Source organism: Nocardioides sp. T2.26MG-1, from assembly GCF_950101795.1.
In the GTDB taxonomy this organism is placed as follows: Bacteria; Actinomycetota; Actinomycetes; order Propionibacteriales; family Nocardioidaceae; genus Nocardioides.
On sequence record NZ_CATNLZ010000032.1, the window covers coordinates 54,350 to 75,465 of the forward strand.

General features: G+C 67.4%; 18 protein-coding genes. 10 read left to right on the plus strand and 8 right to left on the minus strand.

Going from position 1 to position 21,116, the window contains the following annotated elements:
* Positions 1–21 precede the first annotated feature (21 nt).
* On the minus strand, positions 22–483 hold the full coding sequence (locus tag QQZ14_RS15295) for a DUF3093 domain-containing protein (RefSeq protein ID WP_284535209.1): 462 nt from the start codon (positions 481–483) through the stop codon (positions 22–24).
* A 58-nt stretch (positions 484–541) separates the two neighbouring features.
* On the opposite strand from QQZ14_RS15295, the gene dut reads away from it, so the two are divergent.
* Genes dut through QQZ14_RS15315 form a run of 4 tightly spaced genes read left to right on the plus strand, consistent with a single transcriptional unit; the run spans position 542 to position 2,758 of the window.
* The gene (dut, locus tag QQZ14_RS15300; RefSeq protein ID WP_284535775.1) at positions 542–994 is read left to right on the plus strand and encodes a dUTP diphosphatase; all 453 of its coding nucleotides are present in this window, start codon (positions 542–544) and stop codon (positions 992–994) included.
* A 31-nt stretch (positions 995–1,025) separates the two neighbouring features.
* Positions 1,026–1,676, plus strand: a complete 651-nt coding sequence (locus QQZ14_RS15305; protein WP_284535210.1) for a DUF3710 domain-containing protein — start codon at positions 1,026–1,028, stop codon at positions 1,674–1,676.
* Between the two features lie 9 nt (positions 1,677–1,685).
* Positions 1,686–2,048 (plus strand): OB-fold nucleic acid binding domain-containing protein, encoded by a 363-nt coding sequence (locus QQZ14_RS15310; protein WP_446740495.1) that lies wholly within the window; start codon positions 1,686–1,688, stop codon positions 2,046–2,048.
* Positions 2,045–2,758 carry a DUF3159 domain-containing protein gene (locus QQZ14_RS15315; protein WP_284535211.1) on the plus strand — a complete coding sequence of 238 codons (714 nt, stop codon included), beginning with the start codon at positions 2,045–2,047 and terminating at the stop codon, positions 2,756–2,758. Before QQZ14_RS15310 ends, QQZ14_RS15315 begins: the two co-directional genes overlap by 4 nt.
* 82 nt (positions 2,759–2,840) lie before the next feature.
* Here the strand turns inward: QQZ14_RS15315 and QQZ14_RS15320 are convergent, their stop codons facing one another.
* Both QQZ14_RS15320 and QQZ14_RS15325 read right to left on the minus strand, forming a co-directional pair.
* Positions 2,841–3,512 (minus strand): potassium channel family protein, encoded by a 672-nt coding sequence (locus tag QQZ14_RS15320; RefSeq protein ID WP_284535212.1) that lies wholly within the window; start codon positions 3,510–3,512, stop codon positions 2,841–2,843.
* A 7-nt stretch (positions 3,513–3,519) separates the two neighbouring features.
* Positions 3,520–4,182 (minus strand): potassium channel family protein, encoded by a 663-nt coding sequence (locus QQZ14_RS15325; protein ID WP_284535213.1) that lies wholly within the window; start codon positions 4,180–4,182, stop codon positions 3,520–3,522.
* Between the two features lie 83 nt (positions 4,183–4,265).
* Between QQZ14_RS15325 and QQZ14_RS15330 the strand changes: the two genes are divergently transcribed.
* Both QQZ14_RS15330 and QQZ14_RS15335 read left to right on the plus strand, forming a co-directional pair.
* Positions 4,266–6,314, plus strand: coding sequence for an APC family permease (locus tag QQZ14_RS15330; RefSeq protein ID WP_284535214.1), 2,049 nt, complete (start codon positions 4,266–4,268; stop codon positions 6,312–6,314).
* A 24-nt stretch (positions 6,315–6,338) separates the two neighbouring features.
* Positions 6,339–7,589, plus strand: a complete 1,251-nt coding sequence (locus tag QQZ14_RS15335; RefSeq protein ID WP_284535215.1) for a class I SAM-dependent RNA methyltransferase — start codon at positions 6,339–6,341, stop codon at positions 7,587–7,589.
* 298 nt (positions 7,590–7,887) lie between these two features.
* Here QQZ14_RS15335 and QQZ14_RS15340 read toward each other — a convergent pair whose 3' ends face one another.
* The 4 genes from QQZ14_RS15340 to QQZ14_RS15350 form a co-directional block, all read right to left on the minus strand.
* Positions 7,888–8,091, minus strand: coding sequence for a winged helix-turn-helix transcriptional regulator (locus QQZ14_RS15340; protein ID WP_284535216.1), 204 nt, complete (start codon positions 8,089–8,091; stop codon positions 7,888–7,890).
* Complete coding sequence (locus QQZ14_RS25420; protein WP_446740496.1) at positions 8,024–8,266, minus strand: winged helix-turn-helix transcriptional regulator; 243 nt, start codon at positions 8,264–8,266, stop codon at positions 8,024–8,026. Before QQZ14_RS25420 ends, QQZ14_RS15340 begins: the two co-directional genes overlap by 68 nt.
* A gap of 9 nt (positions 8,267–8,275) precedes the next feature.
* Positions 8,276–8,557: a hypothetical protein gene (locus tag QQZ14_RS15345; protein WP_284535218.1), complete on the minus strand. Its 282-nt coding sequence runs from the start codon at positions 8,555–8,557 to the stop codon at positions 8,276–8,278.
* A gap of 313 nt (positions 8,558–8,870) precedes the next feature.
* Complete coding sequence (locus QQZ14_RS15350; protein WP_284535219.1) at positions 8,871–10,115, minus strand: IS256 family transposase; 1,245 nt, start codon at positions 10,113–10,115, stop codon at positions 8,871–8,873.
* A gap of 184 nt (positions 10,116–10,299) precedes the next feature.
* Between QQZ14_RS15350 and QQZ14_RS15355 the strand changes: the two genes are divergently transcribed.
* Together QQZ14_RS15355 and QQZ14_RS15360 are read left to right on the plus strand one after the other, a co-directional pair.
* Positions 10,300–13,815, plus strand: a complete 3,516-nt coding sequence (locus tag QQZ14_RS15355) for an AAA domain-containing protein (RefSeq protein WP_284535220.1) — start codon at positions 10,300–10,302, stop codon at positions 13,813–13,815.
* Positions 13,815–19,286: a hypothetical protein gene (locus QQZ14_RS15360; RefSeq protein WP_284535221.1), complete on the plus strand. Its 5,472-nt coding sequence runs from the start codon at positions 13,815–13,817 to the stop codon at positions 19,284–19,286. Before QQZ14_RS15355 ends, QQZ14_RS15360 begins: the two co-directional genes overlap by 1 nt.
* On the opposite strand, the gene QQZ14_RS15365 is transcribed toward QQZ14_RS15360, so the two are convergent.
* Entirely contained in the window at positions 19,271–20,335 is a 1,065-nt protein-coding gene (locus QQZ14_RS15365; RefSeq protein WP_284535222.1) for a hypothetical protein, read from the minus strand. The genes QQZ14_RS15360 and QQZ14_RS15365 overlap by 16 nt on opposite strands.
* A gap of 125 nt (positions 20,336–20,460) precedes the next feature.
* Between QQZ14_RS15365 and QQZ14_RS15370 the strand changes: the two genes are divergently transcribed.
* The gene (locus tag QQZ14_RS15370) at positions 20,461–20,745 is read left to right on the plus strand and encodes a hypothetical protein (protein WP_284535223.1); all 285 of its coding nucleotides are present in this window, start codon (positions 20,461–20,463) and stop codon (positions 20,743–20,745) included.
* A gap of 161 nt (positions 20,746–20,906) precedes the next feature.
* Positions 20,907–21,107 (plus strand): hypothetical protein, encoded by a 201-nt coding sequence (locus tag QQZ14_RS15375; RefSeq protein WP_284535224.1) that lies wholly within the window; start codon positions 20,907–20,909, stop codon positions 21,105–21,107.
* Positions 21,108–21,116: the final 9 nt, after the last annotated feature.

Sequence of the window (21,116 nt, forward strand, 5' to 3'; positions counted from 1 at the left end):
GACGGCGTCAGCCCGCGTGGGTCAGCCCGCGTGGGTCAGGGCGGTGAGCGCGCGGGCCAGCTCCTCGGGGTGCCGGGTGGCGACCAGCCAGTACGGCGTGGGGTCGGCCGGGTCGGTGATCTCCACCTTCACGGCCCGCTTGAGGTAGGGCCGCAGCACCAGGTAGGCACGCGCGTCGGCCTCCACGCCCGCGGCACGCCGGGTCTCCTCGGCGTCCAGCACCGTCGCGGTCCCCAGGAACGCCGCCGCGATGTGTGCCCGACCGGCGCGGAACGTGCCGTCCGCGACCGCCAGGTGCACCGAGCCGTAGGACCAGAGTGCTGCGACGAGCAGCGCCACCATCACGGCCGTGACCAGCCACGCGGCCAGCGCCGGCAGGGCGACGACCACGGCCAGCCAGAACGTCGCGACCAGCATCGTGCCCTGCACCCACCAGCGCAGCGGCACACCGAGGCGCTCGCGGTAGGCCGGGGTCAGGGTCACGGGCGGAATCCTTCCATCCCGGGCCCCGGCCCGGCCGGTAGGGTCCGGCGACGTGAGCATCCACGACCTCGAGATCCTCGTGCAGCGCCTCGACCCGGACCTGCCGCTGCCGTCGTACGCCCATCCCGGCGACGCGGGCGCCGACCTGCTCACGACCGTCGACGTGACGCTGGCGCCGGGGGAGCGGGCGATGGTGCCGACCGGGATCGCGATCGCGCTCCCCGACGGGTACGCCGCGTTCGTGCACCCGCGTTCGGGGCTCGCCGCCCGCCACGGCCTGTCGATCGTCAACGCGCCGGGCACCGTGGACGCGGGCTACCGCGGCGAGATCAAGGTGATGCTGGTCAACCACGACCCCCGCGAGCAGATCGAGCTGCGCCGCGGCGACCGCATCGCGCAGCTGGTCGTGCAGCGCGTCGAGCGCGCCCGGTTCAGCGAGGTGGGGGAACTCCCCGACTCGGTCCGTGGCGCCGGGGGCTACGGTTCTACCGGAGGCTTCGGTCCGTCCTGACCGTGCTGTGATCCCCGATCGAGGAGTGTTCGTGAAGTTCCGTCGCAAGTCTGCCGACTCCGAGGCAGCGGCCGAGCCCGGCCTCACGGCCGAGGACGCTGCCGCCGAGGACGCCGCAGCCGCGTCCGGTCCGCTGGATATCGACGACATCCCGGACCACGACCACCTGCAGCGGGTCGACCTCGGCTCGATGCTGATCGCGCCCGTCGACGGCCTCGAGCTGCGGCTGCAGGTCGACGAGGACGAGGAGGAGGTCCAGGCCGTCGTGCTCGCCGGCCCCGAGGGCGCCCTCGAGCTGCGTGCCTTCGCCGCGCCGCGCGGCGGTGATCTCTGGGGCGAGATCCGCCCGCGGCTGGCCGCCGACTACGCCCAGCGCGGTGGCACCGCCACCGAGCGTGAGGGCCGCTTCGGCACCGAGCTCGTCTGCCAGCTCACCGTGCGCACCCAGGACGGCCGCACCGGCAACCAGCCCTCGCGGGTCATCGGGGTCAACGGCTCGCGCTGGATGCTGCGTGCCACGCTGCTCGGCAAGCCGGCCGTCGACGTCGACGCGTCCGGGCCGTGGGAGGACGCGATCGCGAAGGTCGTGATCCGCCGCGGTGCGCAGGCGATGCCGGTGGGCGCCGCGCTCCCGCTGACGATGCCGCCTCGCGAGCAGCTCGTCGAGCGCTCGGACGCCTAGGCTCTCCCCATGGCAGAGCGGAGCCGGCTGCGGCGCAGCATCAGTCGATGGGCGGACGCCGGTGACCAGCACGCCCGCGACATGCGGCGGGCCTACGGCGACGACAGCCTCAACCGGATCGGCGAGGCGCCCGAACGCGAGCCGGTGCGGCTGCGCGGCACGCTGCGCACGGTCACCCTGCGACCCCGCGGCGGCGTGCCCGCCCTCGAGGCCGAGCTGTACGACGGCACCGGCACCGTCACGGTGATCTGGCTCGGCCGCCGCCGGATCGGCGGCATCGTGCCCGGCCGGTCGCTGGAGATCCGCGGCCGGATCGGGCGCCACGACGGCCACCGGGTCGTCTACAACCCGCGCTACGAGCTGATGCCGTGAGCGAGCCACCAGCGCACGTGCCGCCGAGCGTCGACACCGTCGAGGCCGTGGTCCGGGCCCAGATCACGCGCGCCCTCGGCGGCCGGCGCGGCATGGTCGAGGCCGCGGTGCCCACGATCATCTTCACGGTGCTCTGGCTCTCGACCAAGGAGCTGCGGCTCGCGCTCGCGTCGAGCATCGCGGTGGCGGTGGTGCTGCTCGTGGCGCGCCTGGTGCAGCGCACGACCGTGCAGTTCGTCCTCAACGCGCTGTTCGGCATCGGGATCGGCTGGCTGTTCGTGACGATCTCGGCGCGCCAGGGCGGCAGCGAGAACGACCAGGCCCTCGCCTACTTCCTGCCCGGGCTGATCTACAACACCGGCTACACGGTGGTGCTGTCGCTGACCTGCCTGATCGGGTGGCCCCTGGTGGGCTTCATGGTCGGCAGCGTGACCGGCGACCCGACCGCCTGGCACCAGGACCGCCAGATCGTGCGGCTGTGCACGACGCTGACCTGGCTGCTCGCGATCCCGTGCTTCGTCCGGGTGGTCGTGCAGGCGCCGATCTGGTTCGCCGGCAAGTCCGGCTCGATCGACCCCGACTCCGCGGTCGCGGCCCTGGGCATCCTCAAGATCGGGATGGGCTGGCCGCTCCAGCTCGCCGCGCTCGCCGCGATGGCGTGGGTGCTGACCCGCAACAAGACCCCCGTGAGCGGCGACACCCGACGTTGAGTCGGGAGTTCTGACGCTTCAGTCGGGAGTTCTGGGTGACCTCCCGACCACAACTCCCGACTCGACCGTCACAAGTCCCGACTCAACCGCCGTGGCCGGAGGGGGCGAGGATCCGCTCGAGGTTGTCCTCGATGTCGGAGGAGACGACGAAGAGCAGTTCGTCACCGGCCTCGACCGGCTGCTCGGCGTCGGGCACGTAGACCTGGCCGTCGCGCAGGATCGTCACGAGCGCGCAGTTCTCGGGGAACGGGATCAGCCCCGCGGGCTTCCCGACGTACGGCGAGTCCGCGGGCAGCGTCATCTCGACCAGGTTGGCGTTGCCCTGGCGGAACGTGAACAGCCGCACCAGGTCGCCCACGGTCACGGCCTCCTCGACCAGGGCGGACATGATGCGCGGGGTCGACACGTTGACGTCGACTCCCCAGGCCTCGGTGAACAGCCACTCGTTGTTGGGGTGGTTGACCCGGCCGACCGTGCGCGGCACGCCGAACTCGGTCTTGGCCAGCAGCGAGGTCACCAGGTTGGCCTTGTCGTCACCGGTCGCCGCGATGACCACGTCGCACTGGTCGAGTCGCGCCTCCTCGAGCGAGGACATCTCGCAGGAGTCGGCCAGCAGCCACTCGGCGTCGGGGACCCGCTCGGGCTTGATCGAGTCGGGGTTCTTGTCGATCAGCAGGATGTCATGGCCGTTCATGATCAGCTCGCGGGCGATCGACCGTCCGACCGCGCCCGCTCCGGCGATGGCGACTCGCATGGCTCACTCAGCTTTCGTCGGGTCCGCTGTCGATGACCTGGTAGGCGCGGGGGGCGTTGTCCTCGCGCATGGCGACGTGGAGGATGTCGCCCTCCTGGATCACGCTGTCGCGGTTGGGCAGCATGCCCTCGCCGAGCCGGTCGATCCAGGCGATCCGGCAGCCGACCTGCTGCTGGAACAGGATGGTCCGGTGCCCGATCCAGGCGTCGGAGGCCGGGAGCTGGTCGACCCGGATCGTGCCCGAGGGGTCGCGGAAGTCCGGCTCGGCGCCGGCCGGCAGCAGCCGGCGGAGCACCTGGTCCGCGGTCCACTTCACGGTTGCGACCGTGGTGATGCCGAGCCGCTGGTAGACCTCGGCGCGTCCGGGGTCGTAGATGCGGGCGACGACCTGCTGGATGCCGAACGTCTCGCGGGCGACCCGGGCGGCGATGATGTTGGAGTTGTCGCCGCTGGAGACCGCGGCGAACGCGTCGGCCCGGCGGATGCCGGCCTTCTCCAGGACCTCCTGGTCGAACCCCTGACCGGTCACCTTGTCGCCGTTGAACCCGGGGCCGAGGCGGCGGAACGCGTCCGGCTCGCTGTCGATCACGGACACGGTGTGGTTGCGGTCCTCGAGGCTGCGGGCCAGCGTCGAGCCGACCCGCCCACAGCCCATGATCACGACGTGCACGTCGCAGACGCTACCGCAGGTTCTCGGGCTCTCCGCGCAGGTAACTCACCGAATGGATCGTTCAAGGTCTAGCCTTTCCCGTCGTGGGTGTCGGCGACGTATCGAAACGGATCCTGCTGGGGCGCAAGCTGCGCAGCTCCCAGCTGGGAGAGACGCTCCTTCCCAAACGCATCGCGCTGCCGGTTTTCGCGAGCGACGCCCTCTCGTCCGTGGCGTACGCGCCCGACGAGGTCTTCATCATGCTGTCGTTGGCCGGCGCGTCGGCCTACGTCTGGTCGTGGAAGATCGGCATCGCCGTCGCGCTGGTGCTGGCGGCCGTGGTGGCGTCGTACCGCCAGACCGTGCACGCCTACCCCAGCGGCGGCGGCGACTACGAGGTCGCGACCGTCAACCTCGGCCAGACCGCCGGGGCCACGGTCGCGAGCGCCCTGCTGGTCGACTACGTGCTCACCGTCGCGGTCTCGATCTCCTCGGGCGCGCAGTACGCCGCCTCGGCCATCGACGCGCTCAGCGGCCACGAGGCGATGTTCGCCTCGCTCATGGTGATCCTCCTGATGGCGATGAACCTGCGTGGCATCCGCGAGTCCGGCACCTTCTTCGCGATCCCGACGTACGCATTCATGGTCGCGATCCTCGGGATGTGCGCCTACGGACTGATCGAGCTCGCCAGCGGGCGGCTTCCCGACGTCTCGAGCGCCGAGCTCACGATCGAGCCGGCGCCTGGCTACGGCGACTCGATGACGACGTTCGCGCTGCTGTTCCTGCTGGCCCGCGCCTTCTCGTCGGGCTGTGCGGCGCTGACCGGTGTCGAGGCGATCTCCAACGGTGTCCCGGCCTTCCGCCGGCCGAAGAGCAAGAACGCCGCCACCACGCTGCTCCTGCTCGGCATGATCGCGGTCTCGATGATGGTGAGCGTCATCGTGCTGGCCAAGCAGATGGGTCTGCAGCTGGTCGACCCCAGCGAGCTCGAACGGCTTACCCGCAACGGCGAGCCGGTCCCGGCCGGCTACGACCAGCACACGGTGATCGCGCAGATCGCCGACGCCGTCTTCCACAACTTCCCGGCCGGCTTCTACTTCGTGGTCACGGTGACCGGCGTGATCCTGGTGCTCGCCGCGAACACGGCCTTCAACGGCTTCCCGGTGCTCGGCTCGATCCTCGCCAAGGACGGCTATGCGCCCCGGGCGCTCGGCTCGCGCGGCGACAGGCTCGCCTACAGCAACGGCATCGTGTTCCTCGCGGTGATGGCGATCATCCTGATCCAGGTCTTCAACGCCGAGACCACCCGGCTGATCCAGCTCTACATCGTGGGCGTGTTCGTGTCCTTCAACCTCAGCCAGCTCGGCATGATCCGGCACTGGACCCGCCACCTGCAGACCGAGAAGGACCCCGCCGAGCGCCGCCGCATGGTGCGGTCGCGGACGATCAACGCCATCGGGCTCACGTTCACCGCGGTGGTGCTGGTGATCGTGCTGATCACCAAGTTCCTCGCGGGTGCGTGGATCACGATCCTCGCGATGATCGTGTTCTTCGTGATCATGCGGGCGATCCGGCGCCACTACGACAGCGTCAACGACGAGCTCGCGGCCGACGAGGAGGACAAGGTCCTCCCGACCCGGGTGCACGCGATCGTGCTGGTGTCCAAGCTGCACAAGCCGACGCTGCGGGCGCTGGCCTTCGCCAAGGCGACCCGGCCCAATCTGCTGGAGGGCGTCTACGTCTCCGCCGACCCCGAGGCCACCAACCGGCTCCTGGAGGAGTGGGACGAGCGCAACCTGGGCGTCCCCCTCAAGGTCCTGCACTCGCCCTACCGCGAGCTGGTGCGGCCGATCGTGGAGTACGTCACCGAGATCCGCAAGGCCAACCCCCGCGGGGTCGTCGCGGTCTACATCCCCGAGTACGTCGTCGGCCGGTGGTGGGAGCAGCTGCTGCACAACCAGACCGCGCTGCGGCTCAAGGGCCGGCTGCTGTTCGCGCCGGGCGTGATGGTCACCTCCGTGCCGTACCAGCTGCGCTCCTCGGAGCTCGTCCGCGAGCGTGAGGAGCGCGAGGGCGTGTGGGTGCGGCCCGGTGAGCTGCGGCTCGGCAACGTCGCCGAGCGCCCTCCGACGGACCGGCAGGTGCAGAAGTGAGCGCCGAGCCCGGTCGTCGTCCCGGTGCGTAAGCCACGCGAGCGGCAGGCCCGCGGCGACTCACGGGTCGGGGAGCGGTTCGAGGCCGTCGTCGGCCCGATCGCGCACGGCGGCCACTGCATCGTCCGCCTCGAGGGCACCCGGCACGAGGGGGCGGACGGCCCGTCCGACCGGCCGCGGGTGGTGTTCGTGCGGCATGCGATCCCCGGTGAGCGGGTGGTCGTCGAGATCACCGAGGGCACCGAGGGCGACCGGTTCTGGCGCGGCGACGCGGTCGAGGTGCTCGAGCCCTCCGCCGACCGGGTGCCGGCACCCTGCCCGTACGCCGGGCCGGGACTGTGCGGCGGCTGCGACTTCCAGCACGTGGCGCTGCCGCGGCAGCGCGAGCTGAAGGCCGCGGTGGTCCGCGAGCAGCTCGACCGCCTCGCCGGCACCGACGTGCACGTCGAGGTCGAGCCGGTGCCCGGCGGCACCCCGGAGATGGAGCGGGGGCTGCGCTGGCGGACCCGGATCCAGTGGGCCGTCGGGCCTCGCGGACGGCGCGGGCTGCGCAAGTACCGCTCCCGCGACGTGGTGCCGGTCGACGACTGCCTGATCACCCGCACCGACGCGCGGGCCGTCACCCGGGCCGGAACGACCCTGGACCGGCACACGCCCGCACTGTCGACGGTGGTGGGGGAGCGGGTGGACGTGCCGCGCCACGGCGGCGAGCACCTCTTCACGGTCGAGGCGGACGGCTTCTGGCAGGTCCACCCGGGCGCCCCTCGGGTGCTCGTCGAGACCGTCCTCGACTTCCTGGAGCCCCGGCGCGGAGAGACCGCGCTGGACCTCTACGCCGGCGTCGGGCTGTTCGCCCGCTATCTCGCCGATGCCGTCGGTCCCACCGGCCGGGTGCTGGCGGTCGAGGCCGACCGCACCGCCTGCGAGCACGCCCGCACCAACCTGGCCGGGCTCGCCGGGGTCGAGGTCGAGTGCGGGCCGGTCGACCGGGTGCTGGCCGGGCCGCTGGCCCCGGCGTACGGCTCGGTCGACCTCGTGGTGCTCGACCCGCCGCGCGAGGGCGCCCGGGCCCAGGTCGTCGAGCAGGTCGTGGCCCGCTCGCCGCGCGCGGTGGCGTACGTCGCCTGCGATCCGGCGGCGCTCGGGCGCGACGTCGCGACGTTCCTCAAGCTCGGGTACCAGGTGCGCCAGGTCCGCGCGCTCGACATGTTCCCGATGACGCATCACGTCGAATGCGTCGCTTTGCTGACGAAAAGCGGCTCTGACCTGCGGTGATGCAAATCGGGGTGTCGGCGCTGGCCTTGGAAATCGGGGCTTAGGGCGCACTTTGGGCGCACTTTGAGTTGGTGACCGCGCCCCGAGGCCGGGACTGGAGACCCCTGAGAACGCCAGAAACGGCCCGTAGGCTGACGCGTAGGTCGAAGAGGGCTCACGGGCTGTCTGAGGACCTGGCGGGCTCTCACACTGGGTGTGTCCCTATTAGCTGGGCGAGCTGCGTGGGCACCGTGCGTGGCATGCCGTACCCGAGTGACCTGACCGATGAGCAGTGGGACCTGCTGCAAGGTGAGTGCGTCTACGAGCGGGAAGGCTGGTCGTTGACGATGGCGTCCGCGTTCTGGAAGGCCCAGTCGGCCAGGGGGACGAGCAACGCGCTGACCTCGTGGCCACGGTCGGTCAGGCTGTAGTGCACTCGTGGAGGGATGACGGCCTCAGCGTCGCGACGAACGAGTCCGTCTTGTTCCAGGGTCTTCAGGGACGGGCGACTCGCTGATCCCATCAGCGCGCCGACGCAGCTCGCTCCAGCGGTGCTCGCCCTCGGACAAGGCGATCAGGATGAGGAGACCCCACTTGCTGGTGACGTGTTCCAACACCGTCCGGCTGGGACACCCCGCGGGGAAGACGCCGTCGAGGGAGCTTGCCGGCAGCGAAGAGGCGCCAGGACTTACTCTCATGCCCTTACCTCACTTGAAAGTGCATACTCTCTCTAGGGAAGTACCCTGCGGGAGCCGGCTCGGCACGCGAGCAAGGGGGAAGTTGGCGGCGTCGTACGCGATCGTCGCCTCGATCTCGTGGGCGTGGTTCACCGTCTCGGCGACTTGATGGATCATCTCGGCGGCGCGGTGCAGTTCCCACGAGACGCGGTACGACGCCGCCAGGCCGCCGTTCGGATCCCCGTTCGTCCAGGAGCTCTTTGTGGCCCGCCCGTCGTGGAAGGCGCCCAATTGATGAAGTGACTGCGTCAACGAGCCGAGCGCAGAGCTGATCGAGCCGAGGACGGGGTAGATCGAGTCGGGTCCTCAACCGAACGGGTCGCATTCGCCAGGCCGCGGACCGCTTCGCGGAGTTCGTCGGCGTCGGCGACCGGGTCGTTGAAGGTAGGCATCGGTGGCTCCTCGCTCGAGGGGTTCTCACCGATTAGGTGCGCGTGGTGCCCCGCCGTGTCCGTGAAGCTTCGCCTGATGGCCGACCTACGATCAGAGCGTGTCCGATCTGACCGAGCCTTGGTCAAGTCCGCTGGGGTGGTGTACGAGGTGATCCCTCGGTTGGGTGTGTCGGTCAGGCCGTGAGGGCCTGGAGTTCGTGCTCGGGCACCTCCTCGGTGTGGTCGGTGTCGAGGGCCTGTGCTCGGGTGAGGACGTCGAGTCCGAGGTAGCGGCGGCCCTCGGTCCATTCGTCGTGCTGCTCGGCCAGGACGGCGCCGACGAGGCGGATGATGCTGGCGCGGTCGGGGAAGATGCCGACCACGTCGGTGCGGCGGCGGATCTCGCGGTTGAGGCGCTCGTTGGGGTTGTTGGACCAGATCTGGCGCCAGATCTCCTTGGGGAACGGCGTGAACGCGAGGATGTCCGCACGAGCGCCGTCGAGGTGCTCGGCCACGGCGGGCAGCTTCTCGGTCAGGGCGTCGACGACCCGGTCGAACTGGGCGTGCACCGCCTCGGCGTCGGGTTGGTCGTAGATCGAGTGCAGCAGCGCCTTGACCCACGGCCACGAGCTCTTCGGGGTCGCTGACATCAGGTTCGCTGCGTAGTGGGTCCGGCAGCGCTGCCAGCCCGCGCCCGGGATCGTGGCTGCGATGGCGGCGACCAGGCCGGCGTGGGCATCGGAGGTGACGAGCTTGACCCCCGACAGGCCGCGGGCGGTCAGGTCGCGGAAGAACGCCAGCCAGCCGGCGCCGTCCTCGCTGGTGGTGACCTGCACGCCGAGGATCTCGCGGTGCCCGTCAGCGTTGACACCTGTCGCCACGAGCACGTGCACCGGCACCACCCGGCCGCCTTCGCGGACCTTGAGGACCAGGGCGTCAGCGGCGACGAACGTGAACGGGCCGGCCTCCTCCAGGCGGCGGGTGCGGAACTCTTCGACGTGCTCGTCGAGCTCACGTGCCATCACCGAGACCTGCGACTTGGACAGTCCCGTGATCCCCAGCGTCTGGACCAGCTTGTCCATCCGCCGGGTCGAGACACCGAGCAGGTAGCAGGTCGCCACCACCGACGTCAGCGCCCGTTCGGCACGCTTGCGGCGCTCGAGCAGCCACTCGGGATACAGCGACCCGGTCCGCAGCTTCGGCACGGCGACGTCGAGGGTGCCGACGCGGGTGTCGAGGTCGCGGTGGCGGTAGCCGTTGCGGGAGTTGACCCGCTCCGGGGTCCGCTCGCCGAACCCGGCACCGCACACCGCGTCGGCCTGGGCAGAGAGCAGCGCGTTGACGAACGTGGTGAGCAGATCCCGCATCAGGTCAGGGCTCGCCTGGGACAGCTGCTCGTCGAGGAAGCGGGCAGGGTCGATACTGGGTACAGCGGTCATCGTCGTGGTCCTTCTTCGAGTCGGTTTCGCAGATCACTCGAAGGATCCACCCGGTGGCCGCGCCTACGTTGGAGGCACGCGCTCACTCAGGTCGTCGTACACCACTCTGCTGGACTCCACTCGGGAAAGCGTTGCGATGGGGTCGCTCTTCGCCATACTTCGTGTGTCAGCGCGAAGGAGGGACATGAGCTTCGAACTCGCCAAGGCTTACGCACAGCGATTGCTGGCGGAACCGGGCGGCGGGAGCTACCAGCTGGCCCCACCGCGCCGCGAGAATGTCGAGATCCTCCCGGGCACCCTCTATCGGTTTATGACGTGGGGCGGCCCTGAGAACAGGGCGGTCACACTATCCCTGTTCCTGGGCATCGGTGGCCTCGGCGGGGCCCTCTGGGAGCAGGAGATGCGCACGCTTGAGCGCTTGGGCGGCTTTGAGCACCCGGCCCTGCCCCAGTTCCTGGATGGAGGTCGACTCGATGGCCTCGAAGGTGACGCCGGTGCGGCTTACGTGCGGACCTTCCTCGACGGCAAGCCAGCAATCGACGAAGACTTCGCCCGAGTCGTCGCGGCGGACCGGAGCCAGGTGTTGCCTCATCTATGGCACCTTGCTGATGCCCTCGGACTATTGCACGCGTCGAATGTCTCCCATCGTGGCCTCTGGCCAGGTGCGCTGCTTGTGCAACCTCCGAAGAGGGGCTCTCCATACGAGATCGGTGCCATCAAGTTGGCGCGCTTCGAGATGAGCGCGCTGCTCGCGAATCTGTTCAACAGTCGAGAGAACGGGGCCACCTACGAACAACTGCGAGTCTCATACCTAGCGGAAGACGGCCGAAGCCTGCTGTACACACCGCCAGAGCGCCTACGGTTCGTTCTCGCACGCCCCGACGGTGAGTTGGGCGCGCCGCCCGGGGATGTCTTCTCCCTTGGCATGATCGCAGCCGAATGGCTTGTCACTGGGCCGTCGCCCGCGGTTCCACCGTCGTCTTACGACGAGATCCTCAGCTACCAGCAGGAAGTCCGCCGGCGAGTGAATGTTCATGCCCGCGACCTCCCGGGACAACTGATCGAGATGCTGCACGGGATGCTAGATCCCCGGCCCGACGCGCGACCGTCGGCGTACGAGGTTGCACAGGCGTTCGCGCAGAGTTACGCGGATGCCCAACAACTGTTGGCCGGAGACGTACCCGAACTCCCTTTCCTCGTGGTCTACATGGCCGAAGAGAGCGACAAGATCCTCTTGAACCAATGGAAGCTCATTGAGGATTCGGCGACGACGGAGGCGGGCAAAGTTCAGCTCACCGAGCTCATTGAAAGCGATATGCGCGGAGCCGAGATCCTGCATTCGCCCGCTGGCGCGGAGGGTTTTGCACGCGACGAGGCGCACAAGCTTCGTCGAGCCACGACCGTGGTCATCGGCTCCCAGGTCACGTGGTTCTGCGAGCTGTTCTGGACGCCCAAACCGGGTGGCGGCACCCGACTCTTTGAGGAACTTCTGCTCATCAAGTACGTGCGGCGAACAGAGGACATTTCCCACCAATTGGGCCGACTTAGGGTCACCGGGCTGGTGCGCCGCGTCCCGATGGTCGAGGCGCAGCCTGCGCCGATGAACAACGAACTCGTAGCGGAGATCATCAGCTCAGATCGCCCCGCATGGTCGACTCTCGTCGACCGAGCGGAGAGCAGCCGGACACAGACCCCCGCCGAACGCGACTATCTTGACTCTCTTGAGTGGTACATCCAGTACCAGCGCGCAATGCTCGAAGCCCGGACGTACCTGTTTCAGGTCGCCCCAGGCGAGGGAGGCAGCGATCGAGTCCACCTCCGGTGGGACTCAGAGGCGGACCGGACCCGCCCGGCGGGCGGCCAGCCGCTGACCCAATCGGCGATTCTCGATACCGCTCGGCCCGACATGGCGGTGTTCGTGAGCAACGCAGACGACGGCCTCGACCGCGGCCGGGTCCAACTAGTGCCGGAGGCGTCCCAGGACTGGGCATCCGCCGAGACCTACGACGTCGTCGACGTCATAGAGCCGGACATCGTCGTCGTCTCTGCGCGAGGGAAGCGTCGCCCCCCCGATCGGGGATGGTTGCGGATGAGCGTCGACTCTGGCACGCCGCCGCAGATCGCTCGACAGGCTGATGCTCTAGTCGAACTCAGCGGGAACCGGGTGCTTCTCCGTCGCCTCCTGACGCCGCAGGAAGAGTTCCGCCCGAGCGAACGCTGGGCGAAGGCCGGTGGTGACTTGCTGGGTGACGGCCGGGATGCCGTGCGGGCAATTCTCGAACACGAGGGAATCTTCGCCCTTCAAGGGCCGCCAGGAACTGGAAAGACCGAAGTCACATCGCAGGCAGTGGTCGACTACCTGAAGAGGGATGCCGGTGCCCGGGTCCTCGTTTCCGCACAGTCGCACGACGCCCTTGAGAACCTGGCGCTGAGGATCACTCGCAAGCTGGGCATCACGGTGCCCGCGGGGTCTGGTCGGGCGCCGACCCTGGACCGGCTCGCGATTCGAGTGCGGACCCGGAACTACGATTCCCACCCCGAACTCGCCGGCCTGCAACCTGCTCACCTGGCAGAATCCGTTGCGCAATACAGCGTCCGCAAGTCACAGCAATGGCTTGCTTCGGAGCGGGCTCAGTTCCCCGGCCTGGTTTCGGTGGTGCAGCACTGGATCGACCGTGCGCCAAAGTCACTGCTCGAACTTGATCGAAGGGTCCGTACCGCAGCGAATCTCGTATTCGCAACAACTGGAGCCGCGACGAAGCGGAACCTTTTCGTTGAGGCAACTCAGGAGCCGTTCGACTGGGTCGTCATCGAGGAAGCCGGACGGGCTTGGCCAACAGAGCTGGCGCTGCCGATGGTCCGCGGGGTGCGGTGGACGCTAGTGGGCGACCACGCACAGATCGGTGCATTCTCGCGAGCAGACGTGGAGCGGTTCTTGGAGTCCCTTGCCGGATACCAGAACGAGGAACTCATGGGCATGTACAAGGCGCGGCAGCGCCACGCCGAGAACTTCGGCACGTTCGCGCGCTTCTTCCGCGACAAAGGGAAGGGTCCGACTCGCGTCCTCTCGGAGCAGTACCGGATGGACTCCTCGATCTCCTCGCTCGTCGGGGACACCTTCTACGCCAGTAGTGGCGGATTGGCAACCATGCGCGAGCCCGCTCCGCAACCGCTCGATGCACCAGGCATCCTGGGCGACAGCCGCATGGTGTGGATCGACACCGGGTTCTCGGAACGGTCGAGGTTCGACGGGTCGTGGGCTAACGAGTACGAAGCGACCATCTGCTCGGACCTCGTCCGTTCGATGCGGCCGGCGCCCGGCCAACCGGGGGGACCCTCACTGGCCATCCTCACTCCTTATCGTGACCAGGTTGAAGCCCTGGAGGAGCGGATCAGTGAGCACGCAGACAAGGTCTTCACGGTGGACCGATTCCAGGGCAGGGAAGCAGACGTTGTGGTTGCGTCTCTCGTGCGTGATCGGGTCCGGCCCACGGCCTCCCCTGCCTCCACCGTGGGGTTCGTCGCCGACCCAGCCCGGATCAACGTCCTGCTCAGCCGGGCGCGAGAGCTGCTGGTCATTGTCGGCCGCTTCGACCTGTTCGCCCACCACGCCGGGCCTCAATGGGAGGCCATTGCGGAACGTTTCATGAGTGATCCGCAGGCACGCGTCGTCAAGGCCGAGCAGTTGAGGGGGCTCTGATGTCGTTCGATATCTACGCCCAGGCCGACGTCGTCACTACGCGGGTCACTCTTGCGCCCAGGTCTGCTGCAGGAAACCTGGAAACCACGCTGATGGAAGCGATCGGTGCCGGAGCAACCTCCCCCCATGACCTGGCAAACGTGTTCGGCCTCGCGCCCCGCCTGGTCCTCCAGGTCCTCGGTGACCTCTGGCGTGCCGGACGAGTCAGCGTGGAGATGCAGACGAACTACGAGACCCTGTCGCTCACGACAGAGGGAAAGCACGAACTCGACGCAACCGCTGCCGCGGGTGCGCTGTCGACCACCGCGACGACTGCGACCACCCAGGACATCATTGTCGAACGGCTGACGGGCCGGGCGCTGGCCAAGAAGGCGTCGGTGGCACGGGTTCCTTTCGAGGACCGCGACTTGGTCGTGCCCGCCGCAGCCGACGATCGTCCGGCGTCGGGCGTGTCCGGAGCCGAGATGGTGGCTGCGTTGTCGGCGGGTGACTCCGACCTGGGCGGCGTCGAGGAGGCAGGCGGTCAACGAGTTGTTTCGGCTTTCCTCCAACCCGACATGTTGCAGGTCGTTTCGCGGCGGCGCTATGTCAAGCTCCGCGCGGCCGCTCAGGTCACTGAGACAGACGAGCTGACTGTGGCCGTCATCGATGACAGGCTGACGCTGTCGGAACGAGACCAGGCTACTCGTCGACTGCAGGGCATCGTCGACTCGCAACCCAAGTCGAAATTCACCATGCGATTGCGCCAGCATGCGACGAAGGTCGCACTCCAGACGCGCGGTATCGCTCAGATTCTCGATGAGCTGCGACGACACCTCGACACGCTTGACGGCTGCCCGTACGGCGAACGCCAACAACGTCACGATCGTGCGGCTGCCCTAGTCAGCCAGGTCACCGCCTACGCCCAGAGCAGGTCGGCTCGAGAGATGGACGTCGAGGTGGTCTCGACGACCGAGCGACACCAGCAAGTAGTCGCAGACCTGATCCAGCGAGCCGAGCGCCAGCTTGTCTTTGCAGTTCCCTGGATCCGGGCCAAGGGTCTTGAGCCACTGCGCGGCCCCCTGCTCGCCGCTCTCGGCCGCGGTGTTCAGGTCGTACTCGTCTGGGGAATCGACGGTCACAACGATGGACTCGGTAGCCAGGAGTTGGCCTGGCTCGACAGCATCACAGCTCATGTCCACCGGAGCAGCAGCCCAGGGAGATTCGTTTACAGCCGGTCGCGCGGGGCCCGCTCCCACGCGAAGCTGGTCATCAGCGACGACCGACAGATGCTGGTCACCAGCAAGAACTTCCTGTCCCGATCCAACCACACAGAAGTTGGCGTCCTGCTCTCCTCGCTCGACAACCAGCGAAGCCCGGTGATCGAAGCAGGCCTTCAGTACGTCTATGACAAGTCGCCGAGTCCGGACATCGCGTTCGCATTGCACCGCCTTCCCGGTGCCTTCGGCGCACGGGACTCCGCCCCAGACCTGAGCTTTCCTCTCCCGCGTCTTCAGCAGGCGCTCTTGCAGCAGGAAGCACCCGAGGACTACGTGCGTGCGTGGGCGACCGCGTGGTCCCAGGCGGGCGCGCGAGCCCAGGCAATCCTGACTCGGCCACGCCCAACGGTCGAAACAGTCGCGGACCTACAGCACCGTGGCGTCGTCCGCGAGGCGGTGACCTCCGCCGCATCCAGAGTGTTGCTCGCGTCAGACAAGCTCACCGAAACCGCACTGAGCCAAGACCTTGCCGCCGTACTCACCAAGCGCGCAGCCGAGGGTGTCGCCATCTCAATCCGCTACCGAGACGCGCCCACCGCCGACGTACCTGGTCTCAACGTTCTTCAATCCGCGAGCAGCCCGCCGGTCGACGTGGTCCGAACGCCGAGCATGCACGCCAAGGTCGTGTTGCGCGACGACACGTCACTCGTCGGCTCATTCAATCCGCTATCCGTGGACGCGAACCTACGGAAGCGTCGGTCCACTGGCGAGTTTGGCGTAGTCGTCGACTCTTCCAGAGTGGCCGACGCCGTCTGGGCCGCGGTCGCGGGGACGCCCGTCCCAGCCACTCACACGAGCGAGACTCGTCTATCGGCAGCAGAGAGGCCGTCTGCTTACTTGGCGCAATCCCTCCTCGATGCCATCGGCGAGTCTTCCTCCGAGTCGCTACTCGCGCTGACCGCCGAGCACGGACTCGGTGCTCTGCTGGACGCCAAACGGTCCCTGGGGCTCGACCTTGTCGATGATCTCCGGCTAGCCGGGGCCGGCTTGGCGGTCGCGCTGGAAACCGACACCGATCCAACGCCAGCAGCCACGCTCGCTCTGGATGGCCTTCTGAGGACCGGCAACTGGGGCGTCGCGGCCCTGCTCCGCCCGCTGATCCCGGATGCTCTCGGCCGTCCTCGCAAGTCATTTACATCCGCACTTTCCGAGGGATCCTCCTCGGGTCAATCCTTGACCACCGCACTCACCTCCGGCCAGGAGCCAACGGAGGCTGAGGCCGACGCACTCATCGTCACCGATTGCGTTCACCTCCTGCTCGGCGATAACCCAAGTAGCAGCGCCGACTCGGAACTCCTCTTCAGCTCGGCAACACCATCATCAGCAATCGACGCCTTCTTCTCCGCTTCGGTCGCATATCTCCGCCGCTACGGAGCGCTGCCAGCAATACCGCCCGCGATCGCAATGTCGGAGTCGGACCTCGCCGACGAATGGCGGGCCGCCGAGGAAGCATGCATCGGGTTCGGCCGCTACGACTCAAAGTCAGGCGTCGGCAATCGACTCATCAAGTACCTCACCGGTCCGGTGGGCGAGTTGGGACTTCTGGATGCCATCCTGAACGCTCGCGATGCGAGTGCCCTTCTCGACTGGCGAGATCACTACTTGCAGGTCACCGATGACGCCAAGTGGTTGGACCGTGTCGTTCGCGACCCCGGCTTGCCGCGGATCACAGACAGCCGCCGCCGATCGTTCACCGAGCATCGGCGCAAGGTCCGGGTGGCCGTGTCCGACCTCTGCTCGGCATTAGAGCGTCGCAATTCAGCCGAGCACACCGCTTGGTCACCTGAGCAAATCGCATCACTCAACCTGCTGCTTCAGCAGGTAGAGCGACTCGCAGCAGACGCTGATCGAGCGACGCCTGAGGGCACAGTCCTCGCGGCGGAAGCCACTCGGATCCTCACCTGGGCCGAGGGATCGGTGCGTTCGACACCGGCACGGGACTGGCGCGGGTGGGCGTTCGTTGAGACCAATCTTGTAACGGCACCCGACCCTGGCATGGATGTCCCGTTGGCGTCCCTTGCCCGCGACCTTGCCGCAGACCGATCCCTCGCCGACGCCGTCGAGGAACTGGCGAGGGGCGGAGAATATGAACAAGCCCAGCGTTTCATCGAGTCAGGTTCCCGGCACGGAAGCACGCACCGGGCGGAGCTCACGGCTCTGCTGCGTCGTCACATCGCCGAATCCCAAGACCGGATCACCGCGCAACTGCGAACGCTCGGACTTGCATGTGAACGTGCCGGCGTTCCTGAACCCCCGGAAGAGGAGCTGGATGTTTGCCCACGACTCGCGGACGCCGAGGCGAAACTCGCCGACTTGGTCCTCGCTACGGACGCCGCCATCGACGCCCGTAGGGAGGACCTCCTGGGACGCCTTCCGTCGGTGTCTGGGACGACACCGGGCTGGCAGGAGTACATTCGCTCGTTGATTCAAGCGGGCGACCTGGTCCTCGCCGAGCATGCGCTCACTCTCCGCGATGGAGACCAAGAGCTGCCTCGCCCCAAGTCGTTCGCTCGGTGGTCTTGGCGTGACAACACCACGAATGAGGTAGCCACCTGGTTCGCGGAGCCAGCTACCGCCCCATCCGGTGCAATCACTAAGTTCACGCCGAACGAGGACGACAAGGCTGGGCGCGCCGTGATCGACGCGCTTCGCGCGCTGCGAGACGAAGACGAGAACGCACCGCAGCAATGGATTGCTGCCGTCCAGCAGCTACTCGCACCCGAGGATGACTACGTTCGGCCGCACGTCACGGTTGCGGGCGAGCACATCACCGCGACATTCAGGATGCCGTACGACCAGCGGCTCCCATTGCTGCGCTGGGCGCGCGAAGACGAGGTCACGGTCGCGGTTGGCGCCACCGCGGTGCCAGGGACTCTGCTGCGATTCCCGTTGAATGCCGCATTGGCTACAGGATCCGAGGCGCTCGTGGAGATCGGCGACGTATTGTCGCTTCTTGCCCGCGCCGATACGGATAGGACGCCGACCGCAACCGAGCGGTCACTCCAGTTCCTAGCGCTCGTCTGCAGCCGACTGGAACTCGCAAGCATCATCGAACCCCCGGACATGCCAGCGGGCGGTAACGCATCGTCCCGGCACAGGCTCGCCTGGCTGCTATCGACACTCGGCCTCACCGCCGATGGGCAGGATGTCGACCGCCTCAGCGTCTGGTCCGGTGGGCACCCCGGTGTCTTGTGGAGTCTCGTCCAGGAAGCACGTCGGGACCCGGCGACCCCCGCTGGCTCCGTGGTTGAGCACCCTGACCGTGACCAGGTCTTGCTGCGAGGTGTAGACCTGGACCTTGACAATGACGAGGACCTGCTCGTCCTCGGTCTCGGTCTAGCGTGGGGGATCCTCCGTGACGGGTGTTCTGAGGCCGAGCTGGCAGCACTCTTTGAGGACGAGTGGACAGAAGGCCGACGAAACCCGAACCACCGAGTCCGCATCTCCGAGGTCGTCCACCGGCTGAAGTCTCACGGCTACATTCGAGAGAAGGGTGACCGCCTCTACTCGTGCGGTTGCCTAACCGCGCGCGCCGTCGAACGGATCGCCACGCAGGACTGGCTCGCAGACCGGATGGATCTCATCGACCCTGACCGACTAATCCACGAGGCCGCGTACGAGTTCATCTTGGAGATGCTCCGACATCAGCAACAGGCGGAGGGCGCACGGCTCTCGGAAGCGGAGATGGCTGATCGCGCACACGAACGGCTCGCTGGCCGTTTGGAAGATGACACCGCCTTCGACCTCGTCCAACTCTGTGACACGGTGCGCCGGGAATACAGCCGCTCTGACATCGATGTGCTGTCACGCTTCCCCGACGCGCCTCTCCTGGCGAAGGATGCTGGCCCCGCGATTTGGATCGAGTGCCTTGCCTTCGAACTCCTGAACAACGCGATCGCAGCAACGTCAGACCTTGCTCCAGACGAGGCAACAATCTGGATGATGCTGGAGCGGGATCCCTCTGACAACGACTTTGCTGTACTCAGCGTCAGGAATAACGGCCGCCGGTTCACCGAGGATGCACGAGAGGCGTTCGAGACCGGTCGACGCTTGCTTGACGCAAACCGACCGAAGAACGGGACCGGGCTGCATCGTTTCAAGAGATTCGGTGAGACCCGCGGGGTGCATATCAGCCTCAGCGAAACGGCGAATGAGGAGACCGTTGTTCGTTGCCGGATCCCGTTGGTGTCAGAAACTCAGTCAAGTCGGTAGTCGCGTAGGAACGCACCCCGCCTCAACCGTGCACCAGCCAGGTCGTTCGCTTGTGCGCGCTCGACAACCGAGTCAGCCGCCCGATTCATCTGCTCCAGCAACAGTGCCGACTGAGTTGTGGACCTGCCGTCCGTCAGCTGCTTCGTCGCCTGGCGCCTGTACCGAACCATGCTCGCCTCGATGGCCGAACATGCGCGGTCGATTGGGCCGTCGCGGAATACCTCGTTGATTCTTTGGGCGATCTTGTCGATCTCGGCCTCAGGACCGTCGTTCTCCTTGATCACCACGCCGGCCAGACCCAACTTCATCTCCCAATCGTCAAGATGCACGTGGCTAGGCAACCTGAAGGTCATCATGAAGACAGGGACTGCGTCTGCACGCTGGTTGATCAACTCCGCGATGGCGTCCCCCGAGTTGTCGATCGTCTCTCGCCGTAGCCGCCGGTCGAGGACGACGAGGTCGAAATCGCCCAAGCGCGGCTCGAAGACCCGAAACTCCTCAAATGACTCGGCAATTTCGCACAAGTGGTTCGTGCGAAGAGCGTTCGCAACGGCGTCGGCAATCTGGTCATCGACCACGAGAATCCTGCGTCCAGAGGCGATCGCCCTACTGTGCGCATTTTGCACTCTCAGGTACATCTCCTCTGATGGGGGGCCAAGCTCAGGGAAGATCGGGAGACCGGTCCTCCAGAGGGCGCGAGCCCGAGTGAGGGACGTTGCCCGCTCCTCGTCCGAGGCGTACTGACTGCCTTCCACGAGTTCCACCAGTTCGACCGCGTCGATGGACATGCTCGTCCTTTCGAGGTGCCAGCCTTCATCACGTTCATTCCGGAAGACCAGCTCAGCGTGCCTGCCCGTTCGGGAGATCAACTGCCGGATACCCGCGTCACTGAGGCCGGTTGCCGCCCGGACGGTCCGTTTCGAGACGAAACCGTCCAGCAAGAGCGCGGCTAGAACCCATCCTTCTCGTTCGCGAAACTCGATCGGCTTCCCATCGACGATCGCCCGCACCGAACCGCCTAGCAGCTCGAACCTCCTGGTGCGCGGCACTTGACTCCGTCCTCCCGCCGTGATTGATCGTCCGACGATCCCGTCGACCAAGCGTGACAGCAATCAGTCCGGCCTGTCACACATTTCTCTCGGGTCGTCTCGCTGCGCTGCGCACCATCCGAGTCATGAATCTGACCACCGCGTCCACCAGTTCCCCCATCTGTCCCGAGCGCGCTCTCTTGCGCCTTCCCGGCCACCAGCCCGGCGCTCTGTCCCTCACGACCCTCCGTCGGCTCGCGCTCCTCGGGCGCATCACACTCCGCATTCTGCAGGATCCCGCGGTTGGTGACGCCTGGCGCGCTGCGACGGGCGACATCGCCCGTGCCGTGGAGCCGACCAAGCAGGCTGCGAGCGCGGTCTTGCTGGCTGGTCGCGTGACGGCGACGGCGTGGCGGCGCAGCCAGGCCTGAGTCATCGGCGGGCGCCCGGCCAACGGTCTCCCGCCCGTGTGACACGAACACGAGCGTCCTGTCACGCGATGGCTGATGTGCGGTCACGCAGCAGGTGCGCACGATCGGCCCACGTAAGGAAGGGCATCCCAGGCCCGACTTGGAGAACCAGGAGGCAAGCAGTGAAGCAGAAGGACATCCGGAAGCTCTGCAAGGAGCTCAAGAACCAGGGGTTCCACGTCCGTGCAACCCGGCGCGGCCACTTCCTCGTCGAGCGCGAGGGCGTGGTCGTCGCCGGGCTGGCAGGGACGCCCAGCGACCACCGATCCATCAAGAACAGCCTCGCCCAGCTCCGGCGGGCCGGGTTCGAGTCCGCCCACTAGAACGTCTAG

What these genes read in the sequence shown, in the direction of transcription:
- QQZ14_RS15310 (WP_446740495.1), top strand. Translation starts at nt 1,686, where the DNA reads ATGGCAGAGCGGAGCCGGCTGCGGCGCAGCATCAGTCGATGGGCGGAC.
- QQZ14_RS15320 (WP_284535212.1), bottom strand. Translation starts at nt 3,512, where the DNA reads ATGCGAGTCGCCATCGCCGGAGCGGGCGCGGTCGGACGGTCGATCGCC.
- QQZ14_RS15340 (WP_284535216.1), bottom strand. Translation starts at nt 8,091, where the DNA reads ATGGGATCAGCGAGTCGCCCGTCCCTGAAGACCCTGGAACAAGACGGA.
- QQZ14_RS25420 (WP_446740496.1), bottom strand. Translation starts at nt 8,266, where the DNA reads ATGAGAGTAAGTCCTGGCGCCTCTTCGCTGCCGGCAAGCTCCCTCGAC.
- QQZ14_RS15350 (WP_284535219.1), bottom strand. Translation starts at nt 10,115, where the DNA reads ATGACCGCTGTACCCAGTATCGACCCTGCCCGCTTCCTCGACGAGCAG.
- QQZ14_RS15355 (WP_284535220.1), top strand. Translation starts at nt 10,300, where the DNA reads ATGAGCTTCGAACTCGCCAAGGCTTACGCACAGCGATTGCTGGCGGAA.
- QQZ14_RS15360 (WP_284535221.1), top strand. Translation starts at nt 13,815, where the DNA reads ATGTCGTTCGATATCTACGCCCAGGCCGACGTCGTCACTACGCGGGTC.
- QQZ14_RS15370 (WP_284535223.1), top strand. Translation starts at nt 20,461, where the DNA reads ATGAATCTGACCACCGCGTCCACCAGTTCCCCCATCTGTCCCGAGCGC.